This is a genomic window from Pseudoalteromonas rubra (assembly GCF_005887115.1).
Classification (GTDB): Bacteria; Pseudomonadota; Gammaproteobacteria; order Enterobacterales; family Alteromonadaceae; genus Pseudoalteromonas; species Pseudoalteromonas rubra_F.
This window is the reverse complement of sequence record NZ_PNCJ01000025.1, coordinates 17161-42598: the sequence shown is the minus strand read 5'-3', so window position 1 is coordinate 42598 and position 25438 is coordinate 17161. Positions and strand designations below refer to the sequence as shown.

The 25438-nt window shown below is 48.7% G+C and carries 21 protein-coding genes; 7 read left to right on the top strand and 14 right to left on the bottom strand.

The annotated features are described in order from the left end of the window. The 9 genes from CWB98_RS16645 to CWB98_RS16605 all read right to left on the bottom strand — a co-directional run bounded on the left by CWB98_RS16645 (position 1) and on the right by CWB98_RS16605 (position 8984). On the bottom strand, positions 1 to 852 hold the full coding sequence (locus tag CWB98_RS16645) for a Dam family site-specific DNA-(adenine-N6)-methyltransferase (RefSeq protein WP_138545880.1): 852 nt from the start codon (positions 850 to 852) through the stop codon (positions 1 to 3). Positions 853 to 889: 37 nt separating this feature from the next. Continuing rightward, positions 890 to 2347, bottom strand: coding sequence for an AAA family ATPase (locus CWB98_RS16640; RefSeq protein ID WP_138545879.1), 1458 nt, complete (start codon positions 2345 to 2347; stop codon positions 890 to 892). Further along, on the bottom strand, positions 2347 to 3417 hold the full coding sequence (aroB, locus tag CWB98_RS16635) for a 3-dehydroquinate synthase (protein WP_138545878.1): 1071 nt from the start codon (positions 3415 to 3417) through the stop codon (positions 2347 to 2349). The genes CWB98_RS16640 and aroB overlap by 1 nt, the downstream gene beginning before the upstream one ends. Positions 3418 to 3447: 30 nt before the next feature. Further along, positions 3448 to 3966 (bottom strand): shikimate kinase AroK, encoded by a 519-nt coding sequence (gene aroK / locus CWB98_RS16630; protein WP_046004932.1) that lies wholly within the window; start codon positions 3964 to 3966, stop codon positions 3448 to 3450. 151 nt (positions 3967 to 4117) lie between these two features. After that, positions 4118 to 6121, bottom strand: a complete 2004-nt coding sequence (gene pilQ / locus CWB98_RS16625; RefSeq protein ID WP_249364702.1) for a type IV pilus secretin PilQ family protein — start codon at positions 6119 to 6121, stop codon at positions 4118 to 4120. A gap of 57 nt (positions 6122 to 6178) precedes the next feature. Then, complete coding sequence (locus CWB98_RS16620; RefSeq protein ID WP_138545876.1) at positions 6179 to 6715, bottom strand: pilus assembly protein PilP; 537 nt, start codon at positions 6713 to 6715, stop codon at positions 6179 to 6181. Beyond that, positions 6715 to 7317 carry a type 4a pilus biogenesis protein PilO gene (locus tag CWB98_RS16615; protein ID WP_138545875.1) on the bottom strand — a complete coding sequence of 201 codons (603 nt, stop codon included), beginning with the start codon at positions 7315 to 7317 and terminating at the stop codon, positions 6715 to 6717. The genes CWB98_RS16620 and CWB98_RS16615 overlap by 1 nt, the downstream gene beginning before the upstream one ends. A 3-nt stretch (positions 7318 to 7320) precedes the next feature. Then, positions 7321 to 7917 carry a PilN domain-containing protein gene (locus CWB98_RS16610; protein WP_138545874.1) on the bottom strand — a complete coding sequence of 199 codons (597 nt, stop codon included), beginning with the start codon at positions 7915 to 7917 and terminating at the stop codon, positions 7321 to 7323. After that, positions 7905 to 8984, bottom strand: coding sequence for a pilus assembly protein PilM (locus CWB98_RS16605; RefSeq protein WP_138545873.1), 1080 nt, complete (start codon positions 8982 to 8984; stop codon positions 7905 to 7907). Before CWB98_RS16605 ends, CWB98_RS16610 begins: the two co-directional genes overlap by 13 nt. 224 nt (positions 8985 to 9208) lie before the next feature. Between CWB98_RS16605 and CWB98_RS16600 the strand changes: the two genes are divergently transcribed. After that, on the top strand, positions 9209 to 11656 hold the full coding sequence (locus tag CWB98_RS16600; RefSeq protein ID WP_138545872.1) for a penicillin-binding protein 1A: 2448 nt from the start codon (positions 9209 to 9211) through the stop codon (positions 11654 to 11656). A 59-nt stretch (positions 11657 to 11715) separates the two neighbouring features. Here the strand turns inward: CWB98_RS16600 and metL are convergent, their stop codons facing one another. Both metL and metB read right to left on the bottom strand, forming a co-directional pair. Then, the gene (gene metL / locus CWB98_RS16595) at positions 11716 to 14064 is read right to left on the bottom strand and encodes a bifunctional aspartate kinase/homoserine dehydrogenase II (protein WP_138545871.1); all 2349 of its coding nucleotides are present in this window, start codon (positions 14062 to 14064) and stop codon (positions 11716 to 11718) included. 5 nt (positions 14065 to 14069) lie between these two features. Next, the gene (gene metB, locus CWB98_RS16590) at positions 14070 to 15293 is read right to left on the bottom strand and encodes a cystathionine gamma-synthase (RefSeq protein WP_125720256.1); all 1224 of its coding nucleotides are present in this window, start codon (positions 15291 to 15293) and stop codon (positions 14070 to 14072) included. Positions 15294 to 15593: 300 nt separating this feature from the next. Between metB and metJ the strand changes: the two genes are divergently transcribed. Then, positions 15594 to 15914 carry a met regulon transcriptional regulator MetJ gene (gene metJ / locus CWB98_RS16585; protein ID WP_010386199.1) on the top strand — a complete coding sequence of 107 codons (321 nt, stop codon included), beginning with the start codon at positions 15594 to 15596 and terminating at the stop codon, positions 15912 to 15914. 70 nt (positions 15915 to 15984) lie between these two features. Here metJ and CWB98_RS16580 read toward each other — a convergent pair whose 3' ends face one another. Both CWB98_RS16580 and rpmE read right to left on the bottom strand, forming a co-directional pair. Continuing rightward, positions 15985 to 17226, bottom strand: coding sequence for a malic enzyme-like NAD(P)-binding protein (locus tag CWB98_RS16580; RefSeq protein ID WP_138545870.1), 1242 nt, complete (start codon positions 17224 to 17226; stop codon positions 15985 to 15987). Positions 17227 to 17856: 630 nt separating this feature from the next. Beyond that, positions 17857 to 18072: a 50S ribosomal protein L31 gene (gene rpmE / locus CWB98_RS16575; RefSeq protein WP_138545869.1), complete on the bottom strand. Its 216-nt coding sequence runs from the start codon at positions 18070 to 18072 to the stop codon at positions 17857 to 17859. Between the two features lie 309 nt (positions 18073 to 18381). On the opposite strand from rpmE, the gene priA reads away from it, so the two are divergent. The 5 genes from priA to CWB98_RS16550 all read left to right on the top strand — a co-directional run bounded on the left by priA (position 18382) and on the right by CWB98_RS16550 (position 23434). Continuing rightward, positions 18382 to 20553 (top strand): primosomal protein N', encoded by a 2172-nt coding sequence (gene priA, locus CWB98_RS16570; protein ID WP_138545868.1) that lies wholly within the window; start codon positions 18382 to 18384, stop codon positions 20551 to 20553. A gap of 9 nt (positions 20554 to 20562) precedes the next feature. Next, entirely contained in the window at positions 20563 to 21096 is a 534-nt protein-coding gene (locus tag CWB98_RS16565) for an SPOR domain-containing protein (RefSeq protein WP_138545867.1), read from the top strand. A gap of 76 nt (positions 21097 to 21172) precedes the next feature. Further along, a complete protein-coding gene (hslV, locus tag CWB98_RS16560; RefSeq protein WP_054016975.1) occupies positions 21173 to 21691 on the top strand; it encodes an ATP-dependent protease subunit HslV in 519 nt (172 codons plus the stop codon). 11 nt (positions 21692 to 21702) lie between these two features. After that, entirely contained in the window at positions 21703 to 23031 is a 1329-nt protein-coding gene (hslU, locus tag CWB98_RS16555) for an HslU--HslV peptidase ATPase subunit (protein WP_138545866.1), read from the top strand. Positions 23032 to 23071: 40 nt separating this feature from the next. Further along, positions 23072 to 23434 carry a gamma-butyrobetaine hydroxylase-like domain-containing protein gene (locus CWB98_RS16550; protein ID WP_138545900.1) on the top strand — a complete coding sequence of 121 codons (363 nt, stop codon included), beginning with the start codon at positions 23072 to 23074 and terminating at the stop codon, positions 23432 to 23434. 54 nt (positions 23435 to 23488) lie between these two features. On the opposite strand, the gene CWB98_RS16545 is transcribed toward CWB98_RS16550, so the two are convergent. Then, on the bottom strand, positions 23489 to 25369 hold the full coding sequence (locus CWB98_RS16545; protein WP_138545865.1) for a methyl-accepting chemotaxis protein: 1881 nt from the start codon (positions 25367 to 25369) through the stop codon (positions 23489 to 23491). Positions 25370 to 25438 lie beyond the last annotated feature (69 nt).

The following is a 25438-nucleotide window of genomic DNA, read 5'->3' as shown; positions in this document are numbered from 1 at the left end:
TTATAGCAAGATGTCGGCAGGTTCGTCGTGATACAAGGCCATTAACTCATCAACCCGATTCCGGCCTGTGCCTTTCGGACTGATGGTGCGTTTTACCTGAATCACATCCAGCTTAGCCTGACTATAAATTTTGCGGGTTAGCACAGTGTCATGGTTAGAGATGAGCACCGGGGTATGCTGCTCAAATGCGGCCGTTTCCGCCAGATTAGCAAGTTGTGCCTGATCATCCAGATTAAACCCGCCTTTCGCATAGGCTGTAAATGAAGCGGTTTTGCTTAATGGCACATAGGGTGGATCACAGTACACCACAGCTTTGTCTGGGATACGTTTAAAAACCTGCTCATAACTCAGACAGGTAAATGTGGCCTGCTGTGCTTTTTCCGAAAAAAAATACAGTTCATTTTCCGGAAAATAGGGACGTTTATATTTACCAAACGGCACATTGAAAATGCCCTTCAGATTATAGCGGCACAAACCATTGTATCCATGGCGATTCATATATAAAAACAGAATAGCTCGTTCATATACGTCGACACTTTCATTAAATTGCTGACGATACGCATAATAAGCATCGGAATGGTTATTCAGATCCACAAACAGCTTTTTGGCATCACTGATGAACTCATCCGGTGTGCGTTGCAGCTCTTTGTACAGGTTAATCAGATCCGCATTGATGTCATTGAGTATATAGTGCTTAAAGTGGCTGTTGAGAAAGACAGAACCGGCCCCAACAAAGGGCTCCACCAGAGTTTCGGCCTCTTCATTTGCGGCTTGCAAGCGCTTGGTAATATCTTCCACCAAGGCGTATTTTCCACCTGCCCATTTTAGAAAAGCTCTGGTCTTTTTTTGCATGATCTGACTAGTTACCCCAAAGTAGCGCGATTCTACACTATTTTTGCGTTTGTGACTGTTGGATTTGTTGCTTAATTTGCACGATGCGTTTAAAAAACGGCTGCCCTGCTAATACCGCTTCCGGTAAATTAGCCCGCGCCTGTTTTGCCTCATCTAAGGTCGCAAAGGGTGCGACAGTCACAAACCACCAGTCTTTCCCGGCTCGCACCACCTGTGCAGTTCGGATCTGTGACAAATTATGCTGTTCGATATAGCGACGTGCTACAGTATGATCCGTGACAGCAAGCAACTGAATTGTCCATGCGTTGCTGTCCTGAGTCATAAACCAGTCATTGTCAGATTTAGTCTCTGGCTGCGCATCATTTGCCACCTGTACTGGTTCAACGGTGGGGTCTGGCTTCTGTGCTTGGTTTTCTATAACTGGCTGTGCGGTGTCGTTGGGAGACCCCTGCTCTGAAAGCACCTGCGCAACAGCTGGCACATCAGCGACACTTTGCAAGTCTGGTACGGGTGTTATCTCACCTTCCTTGTCTTGTGCAGGGAGCACACTCTGACCTGTATTCTGCTCTGTATCACTCAACGTTAAAGCATCCAGTATAGACTTCACATCATGCTGACTTATGCTCTGAGTATGCTCTCTTTCTTCGGCTTGTGTCTGAGGTTTAGGTTGCTCAGCCTCGGACAATACCTCTTGAGTTGTCAGCACCGTTGGCTGCGGTAGCTGGGTAACAGCTGCTTTTTCAACATCCTGTTGCATGCGCAATAGGTCTGCCCAGTCTTTTTGATATACCACCGCTACCAACGATAATATACCAATCGCAATAAATGCCCCCAAAAAACCACGTAGTTGTCGACGGCTTATTGTCCGCTCAGACTTGAGTGTCAGTTGATGCTGATTTTGCTGCCATTCCAACAAAATACTGGGGTTGCCACCTGACTCATTTAAAAAAGTGGAGAAAATCGGATCTTCTTGCGGCGGAAGCTCTTGAAAAAACATCGCCATCAAGCGACGACTTTCCGTTAATGATAAGGGTTCCAGGTGAATATCCAGCGCCTCGGGTAATATCTTTGGTGCTTGTCCTGTAGTCAAAATATATAAGGTATCAGGTGCTTTTTTCGCCAGCAACTGAAGTTCCTGGATAAGTTCATCACTGAGGTGACGTGCACCATCGATCACCCACAAACACGGACCACAGGGTTGTTCATTGTACAGAACAAAAAAGTTCTCACTCAATGACAACTTATGATCAACCAGGGGAGCGCGAAAACTGTTCTCTAATAATTGCTGAACCAGTTCGGTGTCTTTGGTATGCGCGCTGAGCTTTACAAAGGCTTTATTAAATTCAGGGTATTTATCTGTGATGAAAGACTCAGCCAGATAGCTTTTACCTAATCCGGAATTACCAACCAGACATATAAGATTCTGCCCATACTCAAACTGCATTGCAATCCGGTCGACCAGGGCAGCCCGACTCGGTAAAATTTGCGACTGCATCAGTGCCCTATTAGCTGGCCTAAGGTGTCATCAGATACGTCGTCCACCAACTGACATTCGCCAAGCGCAGTTGGTATGATAAAGCGGATCTTACCTTGCTTGTTTTTCTTATCTTTACGCATGTGGGAAATAAACTGTGCCGTTGTCATAGATGCAGGCGCTGCAATCGGTAGCTGATACATTTCCAGCAGCGCAGCAATACGTGCCACGTCATTGACTGTCAACGCACCTCTTAGCTGCGCCAGACGGGCAGCTAACATCATGCCCGCAGCGACGGCCTCACCATGTAACCAAACGCCATAGCCCATCTGCGCCTCAATGGCATGGCCAAACGTATGCCCCAAATTCAGCAGCGCACGCAGCCCTGCTTCCTTCTCGTCTTGTGCCACAATTTCGGCCTTAATGGCACAGCAGCGATGGATTACTTGCACCAGTCGCTCGGTATTCAGACCCTGCAACGCCCTGACATTGTCTTCAAGCAAAGTCAGAAAATCTTTGTCGTATATCAGGCCATACTTGATCACTTCTGCCATACCAGCGGCAAACTCTCGAGGCGGCAGGCTCTTTAGTGTGTTGGTATCAATAAACACCGCTTTGGGCTGATAGAATGCACCTATCATGTTCTTACCTAAAGGGTGATTGACTGCCGTCTTGCCACCAACCGACGAATCAACCTGAGATAGCAAGGTTGTGGGGATCTGAATAAATGGCACACCACGTTGATAACAGGCAGCAACAAACCCGGTCAAATCTCCCACGACACCACCGCCTAAAGCGATCAGGCAAGTATCCCGGCCACAATTATGCTCAAGTAAGAATGCGTTAACGCGCTCAAACCACTCGAGAGTTTTGTATTGTTCACCATCAGGAATGCAGAAGTGAAGTGGATTTGTACCATCCAGCTGCACTAATAAATTGTCGAGATACAGAGGTGCAACCGTCTCGTTGCTAATGATGACGGGGCGCGCATTGCCAATGTGCTGCAATAACCGCCCCCTGTCGGAGAGAAGATCTTGGCCAATATAGATAGGATAGCTACGCTCGTTTAAATCGACTTTTAATTCAAGCATGTGCTGTCACCTCCTATCTAGCCTACATGTTTAGAAATCTAACTTCTCAATAATTTGATTCGCTACCACTTTGGCGCTTTGCTCATCTGTGCGTACAACGTGATCAGCCACTTCTTTATAAAGCGGTTCACGTTCATTTGCCAGACGTACTAATACGTCGCGTGAATCCTCTTCTGTTTGAAGCAAAGGACGACGCTTATCGCGCTGTGTACGCGCTACTTGCTTTTCAATTGGAGTCTCAAGATAGACTACAATACCACGCGCAGATAGCTTGTTACGTACCTCTTTACTGATGACTGAGCCGCCGCCAGTAGCCAATACGATGCCTTGCTTTTCGGTAAGATCAGAAATCACGGTCTCTTCGCGACGACGAAACCCTTCTTCCCCTTCAATATCGAACACCCAGGAGATATCGGCCCCTGTACGGCGCTCGATTTCTTGATCTGAATCGAAGAACTCCAGATGTAATTGGTCCGCAATGTGACGACCAATCGTGCTCTTACCAGCCCCCATTGGGCCTACCAGAAATATATTACGTTTCTCAGCCATATCTTTTTAGTACAAACGAACTCTAAAATTTGAAATAAAACCCCGCCTAACGACCTGGCCCCAAAATTAAGGAGGGGATTATCTCAGCATTCAATGCGTGATTTCAAGTCAAAAGGCAACTTTCACGCCCATTATTATTATTTTAGTCTGACTAGAGCGAGTCATGCATGATCTTAGGCGTCACAAAAATCAATAACTCTCTCTTTTCATTGATTTCTCGTGTGTTCCTAAATAGGACACCTAAATATGGCACATCACCCAGTACAGGCACTTTACTCACCGCATTGGTCATTTCCTGTTGATAAATACCACCCAATACAACTGTCTGACCATTTTCTACCAATACCTGTGTTTGGATCCGTTGCGTGTTAATCGCCACCGCCGGACCATTGGCTGTTTGTACTGTATCACCGCGCGTATCCTGCGTTATGACAAGGTCTAAAATAATTTTGTTGTCTGGCGTAATCTGTGGTGTTACCTCCAGACTTAGCACCGCTTTTTTAAACTGAACGGTAGATGCACCGCTGGATGCAGACTCTACATATGGGATCTCTGTACCCTGTTCGATGCGCGCCGTTTTCTGGTTTGCTGTCGTGATACTCGGTGTCGCGATAATTTCGCCCTTGTTCTCTTGTTCTAACGCAGACAACTCAAGATCAATCAGCGTTCCGTCTGATAACTTGGCAATATGCATGCCCAAACTGCCTGCCGGGTTTTGCACCGGTAGGTTGACATTTAAGCGCTCGGTCAAGTCAGGGATGGTTCCCCCAGACAACTTATTGGTGGCTTCCAGAGTGCCGGAAATCGCATCGGTGCCTTGCTGGTCACTGAACCCCCAGCGGATCCCTAAATCTTCCTGAACATTATCAGATACCGTCACCATGCGAGACTCGATACGTACCTGCTTTACTGGCACATCCAGCGTCTCTACCATACGTCTGACATTCTCAATGCTGCGCGATGTATCTTTGATCAATAAGGTATTGGTCCGCTTATCCACCGATACACTGCCGCGTAAGCTGATGATTGAGTTTTCATCTGTTTTAAGCAGATCAGCAAACTCCTCTGCTTTAGCATAATTGAGTTGAATATACTCACTATATAAAGGCTCAAGTTCCTCGACCTGGCGTTTTGCCTGCAGTTCTTTTGCTTCTCTGGCTGCCAACTCCTCAGACGGTGCCACCATTAAGATGGCGCCTTCCATACGCTTGTCCAGCCCTTTAACCCGTAGCACCACATCTAATGCCTGATCCCAGGGAACGCCGTCCAGACGCAGCGTGATGTTCCCGGTGACGGAGTCACTCGTGACCAGGTTAAAGTTATTGGTATCGGCAATGATCTGAAGCACCGAACGAATGGGAATGTCCTGAAAGTTCAGTGTGATCGGCTGACCCAGATAGTTCTTCTTGTCTGTGTAAGAGAATTCCTGATCGTCTTTTTCGACTGTCAGCGTAAAAATGTTATCCAGTTGCTGATAAGTGAATTTAAATGCACCATTGGGCTTAATCACCAGCCGGCTCTTCCCTTCTTCCCGGAACGTTTCTACCGTGCTGACGACAGTGCCAAAGTCAACCACATCAAGTTCATACAGTAATTCATCCGGGATATCGATATGATGAAAATCAGCAAAGATTTGCCCGCCCCGTTCCTGTACATCTATTGCCGCCTGGCTGGAATCCAAAAAGGCCAAAATCTGCGCAGCCCCTTTTTCTGTTCGCCTGAAGTCAATATTCTGGATCCGATTCATCGCACTGTGCAGCGTGTCTGTCTGTGCTTCATTGCTCGCAACCGGAATGGGCTGGTCGGATACTTTGACATAGACCAGGTTGTTTTTTACCTCGGTACGATAGAGTTTAAGGGCTTTCATTTGCACACTGAGCACAAAGCCGCCATTTTCCATTCTGCTCTGTATCTGTTCGATACCAGCTTTGTTTACTTTTAGTAATTCAAGGCTTTCCTCGAACTCAGCATCAGGAAAAAACAGCTCGATACGTGCAGGTTCGTTCAGTACCTGTACTTTTGGTTCAATGGCCAGCTTTTCATCAAAGACAAGCTGTAATTCTGTTTCGCCGGTTGGTACCGGGTTGTAACGAACATCGTATAGCATTGGCATAGCATGAGCGAACAGCACAGTACCCATTAAAAAGCTGCCCATCAGAGTTTTCACAACGTATTTGATCCCGTCGCGCGCAATCATATTTTCACCTTTTTATTATTCACCGGCACCGATGTCCTCGGCTTCCACCATTTCGACTTTGCTCAAGCGCTCTTTCCAACACCCTGTCCCATCAGGGATCAACTCCATCAGTTCGAGATGGTCGGCTTGTACACTGACAACTTTACCGTGATACAAGCCCATATATTCATTTTTCTTTATTCTGAACAAGCCCTGCTCGCCAGCACGGATCAGCGCCCAAATAGTCTCACCCCGAGTAATGGTTCCTTTCATAATCAGGTTATCTAAAGCGTACTTTTCTAACGGATCCCGTGGCCGATTAGGGTCTGGGTGCAGACAGTTTTTCACTTGCACCAGTCGACTTTCAATGACTTCAGGTTGCGGAGCTACAAAAGGACTACGCAATTTACCAGCACTGTATGGAAAGTGCTCAAACTGTGCCATTTCAGGCATAGGGTCTATGCTCGGCGTCGCGTTTGCCTGCACCCGATCGATAAACTCTTTTTGCTCTGCGGTGTTATCATTACATGCTGAGAGCAATACCAGTGGCAGTATGACGAACAGACGCTTCATTAATCAGCCTCCTGCTCGTAGCGATAGGTTTTTGCCACCACACTGAATACCAACTGATTATTACCTGCACCTTCAATACGAAAATCGTGCAAACTTACTATCCGTGGTAACTGCGCCACTTTGCTGACAAACTCACCAAACTCATGATATGTACCGACCACCTCAAGGTTGATTGGTAACTCAGTATAAAACTCTTTTTTCACCTCGGGCAGCCAGCCAATTTTTAAAAAGGTCAGTCCACTCGATGTTCCCACATAGGTCAGGTCGTCCAGCAGCCCCGGCGTTTCATTTGAAGTCGGCAATTTTCTTAGTAGCTGAGAAAACTGCGCTTCCATATCCTTCATTTGCTGACGGTATAATTCCAGGTTATTGGCCCGGCCATATTTAATCCGATAGCTGGTTCGCAAGTCTTCTTCTTCTTTCACCGCACGCTCAAAATTAGCCACAGATGCAGACACTAACATACTGTAGCCAACCACCAGCATCACAACCACAACCAGTACACAACAAATGGCTTTAACCGGCATCGGCCATTCGCCGATATTATCCAGTTCAATCTCGTTCCAGTCGATCTCTTGCAGCGATTTCAGGTCAAATTTCATGGCCTAGTTCCCCGCCTGCTTGGTCTGAGCTGACTCTGCACGCTCTTTTTCCATTTGTGCGAATGTTTTAACGTAAAAATTCATTGTAAAGTTACTCAGCAAACGTTCTTCACGCTCACCGGCAACAATGCCCTGCAGCAAAGGGTCTCGTAACAAATAGGATGACTCAACCGCCCGCAGCATTTGCGACAAACGGTTGTTAGATTCACTGCGCCCAATCACTTTTATCATGTTTTGCTGACGCTCCAGGCTGGTCAGATAAACACCCGCAGGTACCACACGCGCGACTTCGTCAATCAGCTGAGTGCCCAAGTTTCGATTACTTTGTAACTCTTCAATCAAGCGGATACGGCGTTGCAGGTTTTCTTTTTGTTGATTGAGTCCCTGTATCTCGCCAATCCGCTTATCCAGTTTTTTAATTTCACTTGAGAGATAGCGGTTCTTAATTTCCTGCCCTTCTCTGAGCGTATCGTAAAATGCACCGATCCCGTACATCAGCGCCAGGCTGGCAGCGACAATCACACCTAAAATGGTCAGGAACTTTTGTTGAGAAGCTTGCCGTTGTTGTTCCCGCCAGGGCAATAAATTTATATGTGGCATGATGAAAAGCTCCTCAATGCCAGACCAGTAGCAATGGCAAACTGTGCTCTGTGGTTGCTCAGTACACCTCTGTCTACTTTCGGCGCAATTTCCATATTCGCAAACGGATCCGCCACAATCGCATGAACGCCAAGCTCATCCACGAGTAAACGATCAAGCCCTTCAACCTGAGCTGTACCACCTGTTAGTACAATATAATCAACCTGCTCCTGACCACTGGTTGTCATAAACATTTGTAGTGCACGACGTACCTGCTGAAGCAACGAGGTTTGGAATGGCGCTAACACCTCGAAGGTATAGTTTGGCGGCAGATCTCCGGTCGTTTTTGCCAGCTCAGCCTGATCAAAACTCTTGTTATAATAGGCTACAATGCTATTGGTATACTGCTCGCCCCCAAATACCTGATCCCGGGTGTACAAAGTTTTGCCTGACTGCACAACGCTGACCAAAGTCACCACTGCCCCTATATCTATGATACCCACGACTTTATCATAGGCATCCGAAGGTAATTGACCATATAAAACATCCACAGAACGCGCCAGTGCATAGCTTTCAACATCCACCACTTTGGCTTTTAAACCCGCTTCTTCTAACGCGCTGACCCGCGCCTGAACACTTTCAGTTCTTGCCGCAGACAACAGCACATTGACTTTAGACGGGTCTGCTTCATTTACGGTTAACTTTTCAAAGTCCAGACTCACTTCATCAAGTGGATAGGGGATCAGACTGTCAGCCTCAATGGCAATTTGCGATTCTAGTTCAGCATCGCTTAAGGATACATCCATGAAGATCATTTTGGTGATGACCGTTTGTCCCGATACGGCAACGGCAGCGAAATGCGTGGTTTTAGGTAGACGCTTGCGAATTTTACTGATGACCTTACCGACCGCTTCAATGTCCTGAATCGCTCGCTCTTTCATCGCGCCTTTAGGTAAAGGTTCAATGGCCACAGCTTCTACCCGATATCCGGCACTCGATTCAGCCAGCAAAACGGCTTTTACACAGTGTGACCCTATGTCTACCCCGACCATCATGGGTGCTTGTTTTTTTAAGAATTGACGCAGCATGTGATTAGCCCAAGTATCCAGAATACAGTACTGTCTTAATTAAGAGTTTAGTCATTTAGGTACGGTTTGGCGAAAAGCGTTATACTACCTGCCAACTTTCGGCCACACTCCCACGCACCTTAATCAGGCACAAAGTAATTTACGCAAAAATTATTAATCGTTTTTTAATCAGGATATACTAACAGCGTCCGATTGTAATTGGGAGTCTCGCTAGGGATAAATTCGTGAATTTATTAAAAAGATTACTACAACTTATACTGCTTTGCACGACACTGGGCCTGCTTACCCTGTTCGGCCTTTATTACTATGTTAAATCCGACATTCCCAGTGTTAAGGTTTTAAAAGATGTACAGCTGCAAACCCCAATGCAGGTCTTTACCCGCGACGGCAAGCTGATCAACCAGTTTGGCGAAAAACGCCGTATTCCGGTTAAAATCGACGATATTCCCGAGCCTTTACTCAAAGCCTTTTTGGCGACAGAAGATAACCGTTTTTATGACCACTTTGGCATCGACCCAATAGGCATAGTGCGCTCCTTTATCGTATTGGTCAGTACAGGTGAGAAAAAACAAGGTGCCAGTACCATCACCATGCAGTTGGCACGCAACTTCTTCCTGACCCGGGAAAAAGCCTACATCCGCAAAGTGAAGGAAATCTTTATCGCCCTGCATATCGAGCGGCTGCTGAATAAAGATGAAATTCTGGAGCTTTATCTGAATAAAATAGAACTGGGTCACCGCGCCTTTGGGATCGGGGCTGCTGCTCAGGTTTACTACGGCAAAGAGCTTCATGAGCTCACTTTGCCACAAATGGCCATGTTGGCAGGTTTACCCAAAGCCCCTTCTGCGCTAAACCCAATTCGTAATCCACAACGAGCAAAATTGCGCCGTAACGTGGTACTGGGCAGAATGCTCACCGAGGGCTATATCTCCCAGACTCAATACAATGAAGCCACCCAGGCCCCCATCACCGCCAAGCGCCATGGTGCAGAAATAGAGCTCTACGCGCCTTACATATCAGAAATGGTGCGCGCGTACATGGTGAAGACCTATGGTGAAGATCAGGCCTATAATTCAGGCTTTAAGGTCTATACTACGGTCGAATCAGATATTCAGGCAGCTGCACAACAAGCACTAATCGACAACCTGCACGCCTACGATATGCGCCATGGCTTCCGCGGACCTGAGGCACAATACTGGCAGGCAGAAGAATTACCCTGGTCACCCCCTCAGATCCTGGAAAAGCTCCAGACGGTCAAAGAAATAGACCCTTTGCGCGCCGGGGTTGTTACGGCAGTTGACGAGCAAAGCGCAACCGTATTGTTGAAGAATGGCACTGAGATCACTGTGCCCTGGTCTGGATTAAAATGGGCACGCGCTTATATCACGGAACGTCGTCAGGGTTTGCCACCCAAACTAGCAAGCGACATTCTGGCGCCTGGGATGCAAATCTGGGTGCGTGAAACAGCTCAGGACTGGTTGCTCAGCCAGCTGCCACAACCCGCAAGTGCACTGGTTTCTCTTGACCCACAAAGTGGCCGTATCAAAGCCTTAGTGGGTGGCTACAGTTTCCAGCAAAGTCAGTATAACCGCGCCGTTCAGGCCAAGCGTCAGGTTGGTTCTAACATCAAGCCATTCATCTATTCTGGCGCACTGGAAGCCGGTTATACCTTATCGACCATCATCAACGACGCCCCCATAAATCACTGGGATAAAAGTATGGGCGTGGCCTGGCGTCCCAAGAACAGCCCCGACGTTTACAGCGGCCCAATCCGTATCCGCCGCGCACTCGCTCAGTCGAAAAACGTAGTGTCTGTGCGCCTGTTGAGAGGCATGGGGCTCAACGAAGCGGCCGACCATATTCTGAAGTTTGGCTTTGATAATGAAGACATCGTGCGCAGTGAGTCATTGGCTCTGGGGAGTGCCTCTCTGACCCCGCTTGAAATGGCGCGAGGCATGAGTGCCTTTGCCAATGGTGGCCACCTGGTCGAAACCTATTTTATCGAAAAGCTCACCGACAGCTACGGCAATCTGCTCGGTGCAGCCCAGCCACTGAGAGTCTGCTCTGAGGATGAATGGGAAGTGGATCAATACACCTGTGCACCGCGTATCATCTCCGAGCAAAATGCGTTTTTAATCGCGGATGCAATGAAAAGCGTAGTTTGGGGAGGTGGTAGCTGGAAACACAAAACTGGCTGGAGTGGCACTGGCTGGCGTGCCCAGGCACTTAAGCGTAAGGATCTGGCAGGAAAAACCGGCACCACTAACAATTCGGTCGATACCTGGTTTACGGGCTTTAACCGCAACATATTAACCACAGTATGGGTTGGCTTTGACGACCCGGGTAAGTCGTTGGGTCGCGCTGCCTACAATGCCAATCTGGGTAAGCAACAGGTAGTCGGTGCCGAAGCCGGTGCCACCTCTGCGTTACCAGGTTGGGTGCAATTTATGCGCGCGGCCTTGGAAAACGAGCCTCTGGCGCCAATTGATCCGCCTCCCGGCCTGGTGTCGGTGCGTATCGACCTGAAAACCGGATTACTGAGTGAACGTAACGATCACACCAGTCGCTTTGAATATTTTGAACGGGGCACAGCACCCAGCAAATACGTACTGGATACTGGCTCAAGTACTCCGTTTGAGGAGCAACTGCCGGATACCGAAGAGCTGTTCTGATAATCATGACTTAAAAGGCCGGTCAGTGACCGGCCTTTTCTATTTCATAAAAAACACTATTATCTCAGTTGCTGCGTTAACCAGTACAAGTCTGAATGGATCCCCGCCGCGGTGACCTCTTTACCTGCACCAGGCCCTTGGATCACTAACGGATTTTGTTCATACCACTGAGTCGTAATAACGAAAATATTATCTCCGGGGGTCAAATTCGCAATCGCGCTGCCCTGAGCCACCTCTGCAATACCCACTTTAGCGTGAACCGCACCCGATGCATCGATTTCTAACGCCCCAGTATAACGCAGCACCTTACCACTAGCGCGTGCCGCATCATTGCGTTGCTGATAAAAAGTATCTAACTCCGCTTTGCGCGCCAAAAAGGATTCCCAGCTACCTTGTGCCAGCGCGTCAGGCATCAGGGCCTCTAATGCAATATCGTCCAGCTCAAGCTGCAATCCCAGTTCACGGGCCAAGATCAACAATTTGCGTTGCATATCCCGACCGGATAAGTCTTCTCTGGGGTCAGGTTCGGTGTAACCCATTTCTTGCGCAGCCAATACTAACTCGGAAAAAGGACGTGAACCGTCATAGCTGCTGCACAACCAGGATAAGGTACCCGAAAACACCCCTTCAATTCGGACCACTCTGTCGCCGCTGTTTTGCAGATCGGCCAGCGCAAAATTCACTGGCAACCCAGCGCCAACACTGGTGTTATAACGCCACAGCAAATTTCGCTCTTGGAGCTGAGTGCGTAATGCCTGATACCAGTCATGTGGGGCTGTACCTGCATATTTGTTGGCACTGATCAAATGACAGTCGTGTGCTGCAAAATCTGGATAAAGCTGGCTAAATGCTTCGCTGGCAGTAATATCAATCACCACTTTGTGTTCGTAATCAAGCTCACTGATGCGATCCAGCAACTCTTCATGTGAGTAATCCTGCGCTTCACTTTGCCACTGTTGTTGCCATTGAGACAAGGTCAAACCGCTGGGGCAGAACACCATTTTTTGTGAACGCAGTAGCGCGACCACTTTGAGATCAAACTGACTCTGCAAACGTGCAATTTGCTGCTGACACTGACTGAGGAACACTTCACCCACATTACCCAGCCCGGCGATGATCACCGCCAGTTCACGGCCTTTGTTTACCAGTTTATCGTGCAAGATAGCTAAAACATCGCTGTCAATGGCCTGGTCCGTAAGGAACAAAGCATAGTCTGTGGCACTATGAGTAAAGCGCACTACGACTGCCTGCTCATCCAACACAGCCTGTGCCTGACGCACTAATGGCGCAATATCAGGACACGGCGCCACAATGGCAAATCCGCGTAAGTGAGACTCAACGATGGTTACCCGACCGCTCAGGCGCAATACCACCTGATGCGTGAATTCGCTGGGCACCAACAGATAATCTTCGCCGTTCTGATTAAAGTGATGAATACCATGCTGAATAAGCTGGCTCAGCGCCCCCACTTCACCGGAAGCCAACGTATCAACGCGCAATAAATCCAGGTCACCAAAGGTAGTAACAAAGCGTTTTTCCTTACTGTAACCTTGCTTAACCACCTCGGTACCTTGCACATCAGGGTCAAAGCTGCTGCGTACCTGCAGCTTAATCGCGGTCTCTTTCAGTGGTGACAGGGTTTTTGCATGCAAAACCGGGTTGCCCAGACGTGCCAGCAAATTCGCCTGTGCACGACATACCTTGCTGTATTTTATGGCATTACCCACTTTACGTGGGTCGGTACTGAACACACCAGGAGTGTCTGTCCAGATAGACACAGACGCCGCATCCAGATAGCTGGCTAACAATGTCGCACTGTAATCGCTGCCATTGCGCCCTAGCGTAACCGTATTGCCCGCACTGTCGGCAGCAATAAATCCGGTGACAATATAAATTTTGTCCTGGTTGAGTGCCTGATGGCAGGCCAGGCGATTCTGGCCATGCATCAGCTGCCCCTGGTGCTGAGTAAACAGCGAGCGCGCATCTACATCTTGTGCAGCAATATTCAGCGAGTTCAACAGGGCTGCGAGTAAACGTGCCGACCAAACCTCGCCGAATGCCAGTAGTGGCGCCTCCTGCAACTGGCGGGACTGTGCTTGGCGGCCAATGCTGCTTAGCTCATCTCGTAACTCAGATGCCAGCTGGTCCTGCTGGACAGCAGAAAACAACTCACTGATCAGCTGCACCTGATGATTTTCAACCTGCAGCAATATATCGCTGAAAGCACGCTCATCCTGCTGCTGATAGCTTTGCCACAAGGCAACCAGAGTATTAGTCGTTTTGCCAGCCGCCGATACCACGATACAGTCGCCAGTTTGGCAGTGGCCAATGATGATATTGGCAACTGCCTGATAGCGTGCCGCTGAGCTCAGACTTGAACCACCGAATTTATGTACTGCTTTTGTCATTTCTTCTACCACAATGCCGTATGTGCTGGCGAAAGCTTGAAGGCCTTCGCATTATCACTGGCGCTGCCTTGTGCGGCTTTCACCGCGGCAAAAGCCTGCGCCAGGTCTGCCAATAAGTCGTCTATCTCTTCAATCCCCACGGAAATACGGATCAGCGTATCGCCGACGCCCGCTTCGAGGCGAGCTGCGGGATCCATACCGGCATGTGTCATGGTTGCCGGGTGACAGATCAAACTCTCAACCCCGCCCAGCGATTCGGCCAGCGAGAATTGCTTTACACTGGTCAGGAACTTAGCTGCATCTGCCAATTCCCCTTTAATGTCAAAGCTCACCATGCCACCAAAGCCTTGTTGCTGTTGTTTTGCCAACGCATGCTGCGGGTGACTTTCCAGCCCTGGGTAATATACCTGGCTGACAAACTCAGATTGCTCAAGGTAACGCGCAATCGCCAGCGCATTCTCCTGATGCTGTTTCAGGCGCACATTGAGCGTACGCAAGCCGCGTAAAGTCAGGTAACTGTCAAACGGCGCGCCCGTGATACCGATATTGTTCGCCCACCAGGCCAGCTCATCACCGAGTTCCTCGGTTTTGGCGATCACCGCGCCGCCGACAACATCCGAGTGACCATTGATATATTTAGTCGTTGAGTGCACCACGATGTCGACACCAAATGCGATGGGGTTTTGCAACGCCGGCGACAAAAAGGTGTTGTCGGCCGCGACCAGTGCACCGCACTGTGCAGCTACGTCGGTGACCGCTTTGATATCGGTTAATCGTAAAATGGGGTTACTGGGTGTTTCAATCCAGACCAGCTTAGGTTTGATGGCCAAAATCTCCTGCAAGCTCTCGCTGCGTGTCAGATCCAGCACTTTGACCTTGAGCAAACCGCGCTTTTCCAGCGAGGTAAATAAGCGATAGCTGCCGCCGTAACAGTCATGTGGGATCACCAAAGTATCATCGGCATTCAGCAACTGAGTTACCAGGTGCACTGCAGCCATCCCGGTGGCCGTAATGATACCCTTAGCCCCACCTTCTAGCTCCGCCAGCGTTTGCGCAAGAATATCGCGATTCGGGTTGCCGCTGCGGCCATAATCATAGTCACGCTTCTTATCGAAGTCCGCAAATGAATAGGTGGTCGACAAATAAAGCGGGGGCACCACTGCACCATGATGCTTATCAGCATCAATGCCTGTACGTACCGCTATGGTTGACTTGTTGCTTTGGCTCATAGGTCACCTGGCTAAGTTAGATGTTTAGACGTCTAAAAGGTTAGATGAACAAAAGTTAGAAGTCAAAACATTTATACTGCTAAATGGCTAAATAACTAGTATTTGACTATCTTTTTTAAACCGATAAAATTTCGCCACTCAACGCGAACTCTATGCTAATAAGACTGAGTATTTGAGCTTAAACTATGGCAAATGACGTGCAACATTGCCAACAGAGAGCCTGCGTGTCACGGTTGGATCCATACACAGTACGCAGTCTTATTCGCATTGCATCTACAACACTGAGGCAAGTACACCACTATGGCTAAATGGAACGGTGAATATATTCACCCTTATGCAGAACACGGTAAGAAATCAGAACAGGTAAAAAAGATTACTGTTTCTATCCCGCTCAACGTACTCAAAGTGCTGACCGATGAGCGCACCCGCCGTCAGGTTAACAACCTGCGCCACGCGACTAACAGTGAGTTACTGTGTGAGGCATTTCTGCATGCCTTTACCGGCCAGCCGCTCCCTGGTGATGAGGACCTGCGCAAAGATAATCCGGAGAAGATCCCGGCAGAAGTGCGTCAGATAATGACTGAAATGGGGTTGGAGATCCCAGAGATTAACGAAGAGTAATCTTGTCAACGCCAGTAAATAACAACAAAAAAAGCCTCACAGTGTGAGGCTTTTTTTTGCTCTGATGGGCTTATGCCATATAATTTTCTGGCATTTCTATTTGCGCCACACCAGACTCAACCGCCGCCTCAGCAACCGCTTTGGCGATACGCGGCAACAACCGCGGGTCCATCGGCTTGGGAATGATGTAATGCTCACCAAATTCCAGACTGTCTACATCCGCCGCTTTAAGTACTTCTGCAGGCACAGGCTCTTTGGCAATGCTACGGATCGCTTCAACTGCCGCAATCTTCATTTCATCGTTAATGGCCGTTGCACGCACATCTAGTGCACCACGGAAAATAAACGGGAAACACAGTACATTGTTAACCTGATTTGGATAGTCTGAACGGCCCGTTGCCATGATCAGGTCATTACGTGCGCCATGCGCCACTTCCGGGCTGATCTCAGGATCCGGGTTAGAGCACGCGAACACCACAGGCTTGTCAGCCATCAGTTTCAGATCTTCCGGAGATAACAGGTCCGGACCAGACACGCCCACGAACACGTCTGCATCTTCAATCACATCCTGCAAAGTGCGCTTGTCGGTGTTATTGGCGAACAGCTTTTTGTACTCATTCAAGTCATCACGACGTGTGTGAATGACACCTTTGCGGTCAAGCATATAAATGTGCTCACGCTGCGCGCCGCACTTGATTAACAGCTCCATACAGGCGATGGCAGCGGCACCTGCACCCAGACAAACAATAATAGCGTCATGAATGTTCTTGCCCTGGATCTCCAGCGCGTTCAGCATACCCGCAGCAGTAACGATTGCCGTACCATGCTGGTCATCGTGGAATACAGGCACATCACAGCGCTCAATCAACGCACGCTCAATCTCAAAACACTCAGGTGCTTTAATATCTTCCAGATTGATGCCACCGAAGGTATCGGCAATATTGGCAACTGTGTTGATAAAGTCTTCTGTGGTACGGTGTTTAACTTCAATGTCTATCGAGTCCAGGCCTGCAAAGCGTTTAAACAGTAACGCTTTACCTTCCATCACTGGCTTAGACGCCAGAGGACCAAGATTACCCAAACCCAGGATCGCAGTACCATTACTGATAACAGCAACCATGTTACCTTTACCTGTGTAACGATAAGCATTGCTGGGATCGGCAGCGATTTCACGGACTGGTTCTGCAACACCTGGGCTGTATGCCAGGGCAAGATCCTTGACGGTTTCCGCAGGCTTGGTCAACTCAACGCTGATTTTTCCTGGAACGGGGTGGGCATGATAATGTAACGCTTGTTCACGAAAGTCTGACATGACGCGATTTTTTCCTAACGAAGAAGTTGAAAGTGAGAGTGAGATAAAAAATTCGCTAACTGCTTTAAACCATACCTTTTTTAAAAATTAATTCAAGCGATATCAGGTCTATCCTGTTAAAGCAAAGATAGTTGACAGTTAGCAAAATTTAGCGACTTTTTTGCTACTTTTCGGCAAAGTTAACTCACAATAAATGATCTGATAAGTGTCACTTTCAGTTCAAAATAGCGTCATTTTTATGCAGAATATAAATGAAATAAATAAAGCGAGCCAAGAAAACAGGTTCATGAATTTTTGTACATTTTAACTTCTTTTTGTATTTATTTCGCAGCATTTAATGAATTATGCAACTGAGTTTATAGCGGATAGCTATGCATATTAATCAGCTGAATATGGTCATTCACGCTAAAGCAGATCACAACTGGACTGTCATAAAGCCAATCTCTGCAGTGACTAGCAAGCACAGCCATTTGCTGACAATTGATATCTTTATACTGGAAACTTTACTAACCAAACCGAACTGATCCGTCCACTTGGCTCTGAATGAAAAAGGCGAGCGCCAGATTGAAAAACAAAGAGCAGAAACGAAAAAAGCACCCGAAGGTGCTTTTTCTACAGCAAAAGTAGTGCTTACTTCTTGCTGCTAAGCGCGCCAAAGCGCTTGTTGAAGCGATCAACACGACCACCTGTGTCTAGAATCTTCTGCTTACCAGTGTAGAACGGGTGACATGCAGAACAAACGTCCAGGTGGATGTCTTTACACAGTGTTGAACGAGTCTCGAATTTGTTACCGCACGAACAAGTTGCTGTGATTGTTTCGTACTTAGGATGAATACCTTCTTTCATAGGGCACCTCTAGTTAAGGCCGTATCGCTCTCCAAACCCGAAGTCTGGCACCATACGTAGTTATACAAAAATTGTGGACGCGTATTTTAGGGTCAATTAAGATGATCCACAAGCAATAAATGCAAATTAGCAGCTATTTTTTGTGCAATCTCACCATAACGTCGTGAGTCACCAAACGAAAAGCACGCTGTGTCAGCATACACATGCAATTTTACGCTGTTACGGTATACTGAGCGCCGGTTCTGATTGCATGTTTAAACACAATCAGACAGCTATCCTTAACTTTGATACTCAGATGCCGGAGTCTCCATGCGCTTCGCCGAAGTCGCTTTAAAAGTGCCTTTACATAGAACCTTTGATTACCGCCTTGATCCGCAGCAGCAACCGTGCATCGGAGGCCGGGTTCGGATCAAATTCGCCAACCGAGATTGCATTGCCATCGTGGTCGCACTGAAAGCACACAGTGACGTACCTGATGGAAAAATAAAAGCAATCGAGTCAGTGTTAGACACTACGCCTATTTTGTCACCCGAGCATCTTGGCTTTTTGCGCTTCAGTGCACAATATTACTGCCACCCGTTAGGCGAAACCCTGTTCACCGCCCTGCCTGGTGCATTGCGCGAGGGAGAGCAGGTTGATAAAACGCAAGTCCCTGTACTGACCCTCACTGAGACAGGACGTCAAACCACACAACTCAGGGCCAAAAAGCAACTGGCTTTGCTTGAACAACTGCGCAGCGCCGGAGATGCGACCGCCAGTGAACTGAAAACTCTCGGCTTCTCGCAAGCACAGATCAAAGCATTGTTAGAAAAAGGCCTGATCCAGGCAGAACTGCGCACCGTCACCGACTGGCAATCTGCCCCATTGCAACTGGGCACAAAACCCAGGCTAAATCCTGAGCAGGCCACTGCTTGCAGTGCCATCAACAGTGAAACCGGATTTCGTACATTTTTACTTGAAGGTGTCACGGGCAGTGGTAAAACAGAAGTGTATTTACAAAGCCTGGAGGCCATTTTGGCCAGCGGCAAACAAGCATTGGTGCTGGTACCAGAAATAGGCCTGACACCACAAACTGTAAATCGCTTTAAACGCCGCTTTGAGGGGTTACCGATTGATCTCTGGCACTCAAACCTGACTGACAATGAGCGCTTACATACCTGGCGCCGTGCTGAGCAGGGTGAATCAGCATTGGTGATAGGCACCCGCTCAGCCATCTTTTTGCCTTTTCAGACTCTGGGCATGATAGTGGTCGATGAAGAACATGATGGCTCGTTCAAACAGCAAGATGGATTGCGTTACCATGCCCGCGATCTGGCTGCTTATCGCGCCGCCCAGAGCCAGTTTCCGCTGATTTTAGGCACTGCCACCCCAGCGCTGGAAACCTTGCACAAAGCCTTGCAGAACCGCTATCAACTACTCCCGCTCACTAAGCGAGCACAAACCCAGCAAGATAACCGCTTTGTGTTAGTAGATATGAAAGGGCAAGCTGAACAGGCAGGGTTTGCTAAGACCAGTCTGGATGCCATTTCAGCCACCCTGGCTCGTGGGCAACAGGTTATGGTGTTTCTCAATAGACGAGGCTTTGCCCCCACCCTGATCTGCCATGAATGTGGCTGGCTCAGCAACTGCGACCGCTGCAGCACCAGCGCCACTTATCACAAATCGTTGCGCAGACTGATCTGTCATCACTGCTCCGAGCAAGCCTTTGTGCCTGTGCAATGTCCCGACTGTGGCAGCACCCAAATCATGCCAACAGGGTATGGTACAGAGCAGTTGGAAGAGTTCTTATCCGAGCAGTTTGCCGACTTTCCTGTGCATCGCATTGATCGCGACTCTACCCGCCGCAAGGGCAGTCTCGAAAGTGCACTGGATGAAATTAACCAGGGAGGAGCCCGACTGCTGATCGGCACTCAGATGCTCGCCAAGGGCCATCACTTCGCCGACGTCAATCTGGTGGTGATCCTCGACGTTGACAGCGGGCTGTATTCTTGTGACTTTCGCGCCACAGAACACATGGCTCAGCTGATAACTCAAGTAGCTGGGCGGGCAGGACGTAGCGGCGAAGCGGGCACTGTGCTGCTGCAAACTCACTTCCCGGAACACCCCTTACTACAAGATCTGGTCAACAACGGGTACCAGGACTTCGCTCGCTATGCTTTGCGTGAGCGCGAAGAAACCCAGATGCCACCTTACAGTCACATGGCCCTCATCCGAGCTGAAGCCACCAATGCACAGTTGGTCATGGCGTTTTTATCGGATCTGGTTCCAGCCACCCCCTACCCTGGTATACAATTACTCGGACCGATCCCCGCGCCGATGGAACGCCTGGCCGGAAAATACCGATATCAATTGCATATTCAGGCAGCGCAGCGCAAAGTACTGCATCAATACCTGGCGCAACTGGCTGATTATATTGGCCAGCATAAACTAGCCAATAGAGTGCGCTGGAGTATTGACGTTGACCCTATGGATACCTATTAAAAAAACGTTATGGCACAACACGACTATATAAATAAGAAGCCAGGCGGTAAAAAAGCCGCCAAAGGAAAGGTCAGCAAACCCTTTCCTAAGGTTTTTGCGGCCCTGACACTGGTGCTAGTTGGTGCCTTTGGTTATGGCCTGTGGTATATCAAACACCACGGCGAACCTCAGGTACAGCCGAGCAGCCCAATGCCTGCAAAACAAGCTGAGCAACCCAAAGTAGAAAAAGATCTTCCTCGTCCGCCTGACTTTATAAAGGACATCAAAGATCATGAAGTGGTCGTTGAGGTGAAAAAACTGGAGAGCAAAGGCCCATACCAGATGCAATGCGGCTCATTCAGAACCTATAAACAGGCTGAGCAAATGAAGGCCAAAATGGCATTTGCAGGCCTGATAGCCGAGATACGCCGTACCGAAGGGTCGAATGGTGTTTGGTATCGAGTGCGCCTGGGCCCCTATGAAACCAAACGAGGCGCAGAGAGCGACAAGAATAAGCTGGAACGAGTAAACATCGTCAGCTGTGGGATTTGGAAGTGGACTTGATCTTCGCAAAATCGTCCCTATCTCTACCCTAATTGAATTTACAGGTGAGGCTAAAGCCTCCTGATTAAGGAATACTATGACAACTATCGTGAGTGTTCGCCGAGGCGACAAAGTCGTAATTGGCGGAGATGGTCAGGTCTCTCTTGGCAATACGGTAATGAAAGGCAACGCCAGAAAAGTGCGTCGCCTCTACAACGGTAAAGTACTTGCAGGCTTTGCCGGTGGCACTGCCGACGCGTTCACCCTGTTTGAGCGCTTTGAAACCAAACTGGAAATGCACCAGGGTCACCTGACCCGCGCGGCCGTTGAAATGGCAAAAGACTGGCGCACCGACAGAGCATTGCGCAAGTTAGAGGCACTGCTGGCTGTTGCAGATGAAACTGCATCATTGATCATCACAGGTAATGGTGACGTAGTGCAACCTGAGCACGATCTGATAGCCATAGGCAGTGGCGGTAACTTTGCCCAGGCCGCAGCCACTGCGCTGATTGAAAACACCGACCTGAGTGCCCGAGAAATTGTGGAAAAGAGCCTTAAAATCGCAGGCGACATCTGCGTCTTTACCAACAATTTCCAAACCATCGAAGAATTGTAATAGGAATTGCCATGACAGCAATGACCCCCAGAGAAATCGTTCATGAGCTTGACCAACATATTATCGGTCAGGACAAAGCCAAAAAAGCCGTCGCCATCGCACTAAGAAATCGCTGGCGTCGCATGCAGCTGCCTGAAGAACTGCGCAGCGAAGTTACACCCAAAAACATCCTGATGATTGGCCCAACTGGCGTAGGTAAAACCGAGATCGCCCGTCGTCTGGCCAAACTGGCGAACGCGCCATTTATCAAAGTTGAAGCCACCAAGTTCACCGAGGTAGGCTATGTTGGCAAAGAGGTCGAAACCATCATCCGCGATTTGGTAGAAGTCTCTTTCAAAATGACCCGCGAGCAGCAAACCAAAAAGCACAAACACCGCGCTGAAGAAGCTGCGGAAGAGCGTATTTTGGATGCCCTGCTGCCGCCAGCGAAAGACGCATGGGGTGAAACTCAGCAAAGCGACAACAGCTCTACGCGTCAGGTGTTCCGCAAGAAATTGCGTGAAGGCCAGCTGGATGACAAAGAGATCGACATCGACATCGCTGAAACAGCGCCTCAGGTAGAGATCATGGCCCCGCCAGGCATGGAAGAGATGACCAATCAGTTACAGGGCATGTTCCAGAATCTGTCGGGCGACAAAAAGAAAAGCCGTAAGTTAAAAATTAAAGAAGCCTTCAAGCTGCTGATCGAAGAAGAAGCGGCTAAACTGGTCAACCCGGAAGAGCTAAAAGAACAGGCCATTTTTGCCGTAGAGCAAAATGGGATCGTGTTCATCGATGAGATTGATAAGATCTGTAAGCGTGGCGAAGCATCAGGTCCGGATGTCAGCCGCGAAGGCGTACAGCGCGACCTGCTTCCGCTTATCGAAGGTTCTACAGTCAGCACTAAGCATGGCATGGTAAAAACAGATCATATTTTGTTTATTGCATCAGGTGCATTCCAGATGGCCAAGCCTTCTGATCTTATTCCTGAGCTGCAAGGTCGTTTACCGATCCGTGTTGAATTGGAAGCGCTCACTGCAAAAGACTTTAAACGTATTCTGACAGAGCCGCACGCATCGCTCACCGAGCAGCAACAGGCGCTTATGAACACAGAAAGTGTCAGCATCGAATTTAATGATGATGCGATTGAACGCATTGCCCAGGCTGCCTGGCAAGTAAATGAAAAGACAGAAAATATCGGTGCCCGCCGCCTGCATACTGTGATGGAAAAGCTGATGGAAGAAATTTCATTCGACGCTTCCGACAAAGCCGGTGAGTCGCTGACGATAGACGCCGCGTATGTCGATAAACATCTGGATATGCTGGTTCAGGACGAAGACCTGAGCCGCTTTATTCTTTAACGGATAATCGCCCGGTCCTGGATCGGGCTTTTTTATGCCTATGTATCAAGTGACCAAACTACATTACCACAAAGTGCAAAAAACACTCGATGTGCACTTTGATGATGGCCTGACTCACTCGCTCAGTGCCGAGTTTTTGCGTGTCCATTCGCCCTCAGCCGAAGTGCAGGGACATGGCCCAGGTCAGCAGCAACTGGTACTCAACAAGCAACATGTGACCATCAGTCAGATTGAGCCGGTTGGCCACTATGCGGTCAGACTGGTGTTTGACGACGGGCACAACTCAGGGTTGTTTAGCTGGCAATACCTGAGAAAGCTGAGCGAACAGCACGAGGCACTGTGGCAAGACTATCAGCAGCGTGTGTCAGCACGGCACGATGTGCCGATCAAGTTTATGCCCTGATAATCAAAAAGGCGACCTGTGTGGTCGCCTTTTCTCTTATCTAACCCTGTTAGGTTATACCTGGTATTTTTCTACCGATTCATACAAATTACGGGCTTGCTCTGAGAGTTCTTCACTGCTCTGTGCATTACTGCTGGCATGTTCAGAGGCCACCTGTGCAATATCACGGATCTTAACCACATTTTTGTTCACTTCAGATGCCACCTGTTTTTGCTCATCAATGGCTGTCGCAATGTGGGTGCTCATTTCCATAATGGTTTGTACATCTTCGGTGATCATGCCCAGTAAATCACCCGCGCGCTCAGCCTGAGCCACGCTCTCGTTACCCTGCTCACGGCACTGCTCCATAATATTCACCACTTCACGGGTGCGCTGTTGTAAGGTAGAAATGATGCTTTCAATTTCCTGAGTCGAATCCTGAGTACGCTGTGCCAGCGAGCGGACCTCGTCTGCCACCACCGCAAAGCCCCGACCCTGCTCACCGGCACGGGCGGCTTCAATGGCCGCATTCAGCGCCAGCAGGTTGGTTTGTTCAGCAATACCCCTGATCACATCGAGGACGGAGCCAATGGTTTCACCATCTCGCTCAAGTTGACCCACAACATCCGATGCCCCACCCAAAGACTCAGACAACTGCATGATATGCTCAATGGTCGAGGTTACTTCGGTGCGACCCAGTTGGGCATTCTTGTTAGTAGACTCGGCTTTTTCTGCAGCCGCTTCGGTATTGTGTGAAATATCCTGAATCGTGGCCTGCATCTCGGTTGCCGCCGTTGCCACCATATCGGCCTCGTGCAGCTGCTCACTCATACCGGCACTGGTTTGCGCCGTGGTATCAGACAGATGGTGAGTCGCATCATTAATGATTGCCAGCGCGCTGTTCACATCACCAATCAGCTCTTTAAAGTCGCCAATCAAGCTATTGAAGTCTTTGGTCATCAGGGTAATTTCATCGTTACCCGTCTGTTCAATATGAATGCGCAAATTATTCTCGCGGCGGATCCGCTCTATGGTCTGATAAACCCGCTCAACCGGGCGAATAATTGACTGGCTGGTTGACAGTACCAACAACATCACCACCACAGAGGCAACAACAAAAATGAGCAGAGCAGCCATCTGCGCCATTTGCGTATTCTCTGTGACGGCTTGCTTTGCCTGCTCAACAATCCGTGCGACGACAGCATCGCTTTGCTCAACGCTTTTCTTCATACTGCCCAGGGCACCACTTTGAAGATCCAGGCCAAGCTTAGTCTGGGCATCCACCAAATTTCTAAAGCGGGTTTGATATTGCTTAATCAATGCCTGGATCTGACGCTCATATTGGCCGTCAAAACCCGCCGACTTAACCTGTCCCTCAAATTTGCTGATTTGATCGTCAAACTTCTTGAGGTATTTTAAATCCAGTCGCAGCATAAAGTCTTTTTCGGCCCGGCGGAGCATTAACATACTTACCAACAGATCGTCGCGTTCTTGCTGCTTTAGCATAGTTTCGACTTCATGTACGGCACTACGTAGCGCACCGTACAGCCCGTCTTTAGGATGCAAGCCGATGGTTTTTTGCAGGTCAACGACGTTGTTAAAGTCGTCCACGTAGGTTTGCGCAAGACGTTCGAATTCACGTAAATTGCTATCGTCGATACCGAAATCAGCAAAAATCTCGTCCAGTAGAGCAGCTTTACGCTGCAGCTCGCTGTAATCCTTGGCATATAAATCCAGTGCCTCAGTATCTTTATAGAACAAAAAGTTCTTCTCGTGTTTGCGCATAGAGAGCTCATGAATATCCAGCTCCTCCGCGTACTGAATGGTTTCATTCAGCTTGCGCATGGTACTGGCTTCGATCATGATCACTGCCAGCATAACGACTAAAGCCACACCCACAACCAGCGCATTCAACTGCAAGCGCCGTTTAATGGTCAGATTTTCCAGAAATGCCATACGGTTACCCAATTATTACAAGACCTGCAATAAGTATAGATTATTCCGTCAGCATCGCCGCGCACTATT

Bases quoted from the DNA above. Each gene is read 5' to 3' on its own strand.
- metJ (WP_010386199.1), top strand. From the start codon at position 15,594: ATGGCTAAATGGAACGGTGAATATATTCACCCTTATGCAGAACACGGT.
- metB (WP_125720256.1), bottom strand. From the start codon at position 15,293: ATGAGCCAAAGCAACAAGTCAACCATAGCGGTACGTACAGGCATTGAT.
- CWB98_RS16605 (WP_138545873.1), bottom strand. From the start codon at position 8,984: ATGCTGCGTCAATTCTTAAAAAAACAAGCACCCATGATGGTCGGGGTA.
- aroB (WP_138545878.1), bottom strand. From the start codon at position 3,417: ATGCTTGAATTAAAAGTCGATTTAAACGAGCGTAGCTATCCTATCTAT.
- priA (WP_138545868.1), top strand. From the start codon at position 18,382: ATGCGCTTCGCCGAAGTCGCTTTAAAAGTGCCTTTACATAGAACCTTT.
- CWB98_RS16610 (WP_138545874.1), bottom strand. From the start codon at position 7,917: ATGCCACATATAAATTTATTGCCCTGGCGGGAACAACAACGGCAAGCT.
- CWB98_RS16640 (WP_138545879.1), bottom strand. From the start codon at position 2,347: ATGCAGTCGCAAATTTTACCGAGTCGGGCTGCCCTGGTCGACCGGATT.
- CWB98_RS16580 (WP_138545870.1), bottom strand. From the start codon at position 17,226: ATGTCAGACTTTCGTGAACAAGCGTTACATTATCATGCCCACCCCGTT.
- pilQ (WP_249364702.1), bottom strand. From the start codon at position 6,121: ATGGGCAGCTTTTTAATGGGTACTGTGCTGTTCGCTCATGCTATGCCA.
- metL (WP_138545871.1), bottom strand. From the start codon at position 14,064: ATGACAAAAGCAGTACATAAATTCGGTGGTTCAAGTCTGAGCTCAGCG.
- CWB98_RS16645 (WP_138545880.1), bottom strand. From the start codon at position 852: ATGCAAAAAAAGACCAGAGCTTTTCTAAAATGGGCAGGTGGAAAATAC.
- CWB98_RS16550 (WP_138545900.1), top strand. From the start codon at position 23,072: ATGTATCAAGTGACCAAACTACATTACCACAAAGTGCAAAAAACACTC.
- hslU (WP_138545866.1), top strand. From the start codon at position 21,703: ATGACAGCAATGACCCCCAGAGAAATCGTTCATGAGCTTGACCAACAT.
- CWB98_RS16620 (WP_138545876.1), bottom strand. From the start codon at position 6,715: ATGAAGCGTCTGTTCGTCATACTGCCACTGGTATTGCTCTCAGCATGT.
- CWB98_RS16615 (WP_138545875.1), bottom strand. From the start codon at position 7,317: ATGAAATTTGACCTGAAATCGCTGCAAGAGATCGACTGGAACGAGATT.
- CWB98_RS16545 (WP_138545865.1), bottom strand. From the start codon at position 25,369: ATGGCATTTCTGGAAAATCTGACCATTAAACGGCGCTTGCAGTTGAAT.
- rpmE (WP_138545869.1), bottom strand. From the start codon at position 18,072: ATGAAAGAAGGTATTCATCCTAAGTACGAAACAATCACAGCAACTTGT.
- CWB98_RS16565 (WP_138545867.1), top strand. From the start codon at position 20,563: ATGGCACAACACGACTATATAAATAAGAAGCCAGGCGGTAAAAAAGCC.
- hslV (WP_054016975.1), top strand. From the start codon at position 21,173: ATGACAACTATCGTGAGTGTTCGCCGAGGCGACAAAGTCGTAATTGGC.
- aroK (WP_046004932.1), bottom strand. From the start codon at position 3,966: ATGGCTGAGAAACGTAATATATTTCTGGTAGGCCCAATGGGGGCTGGT.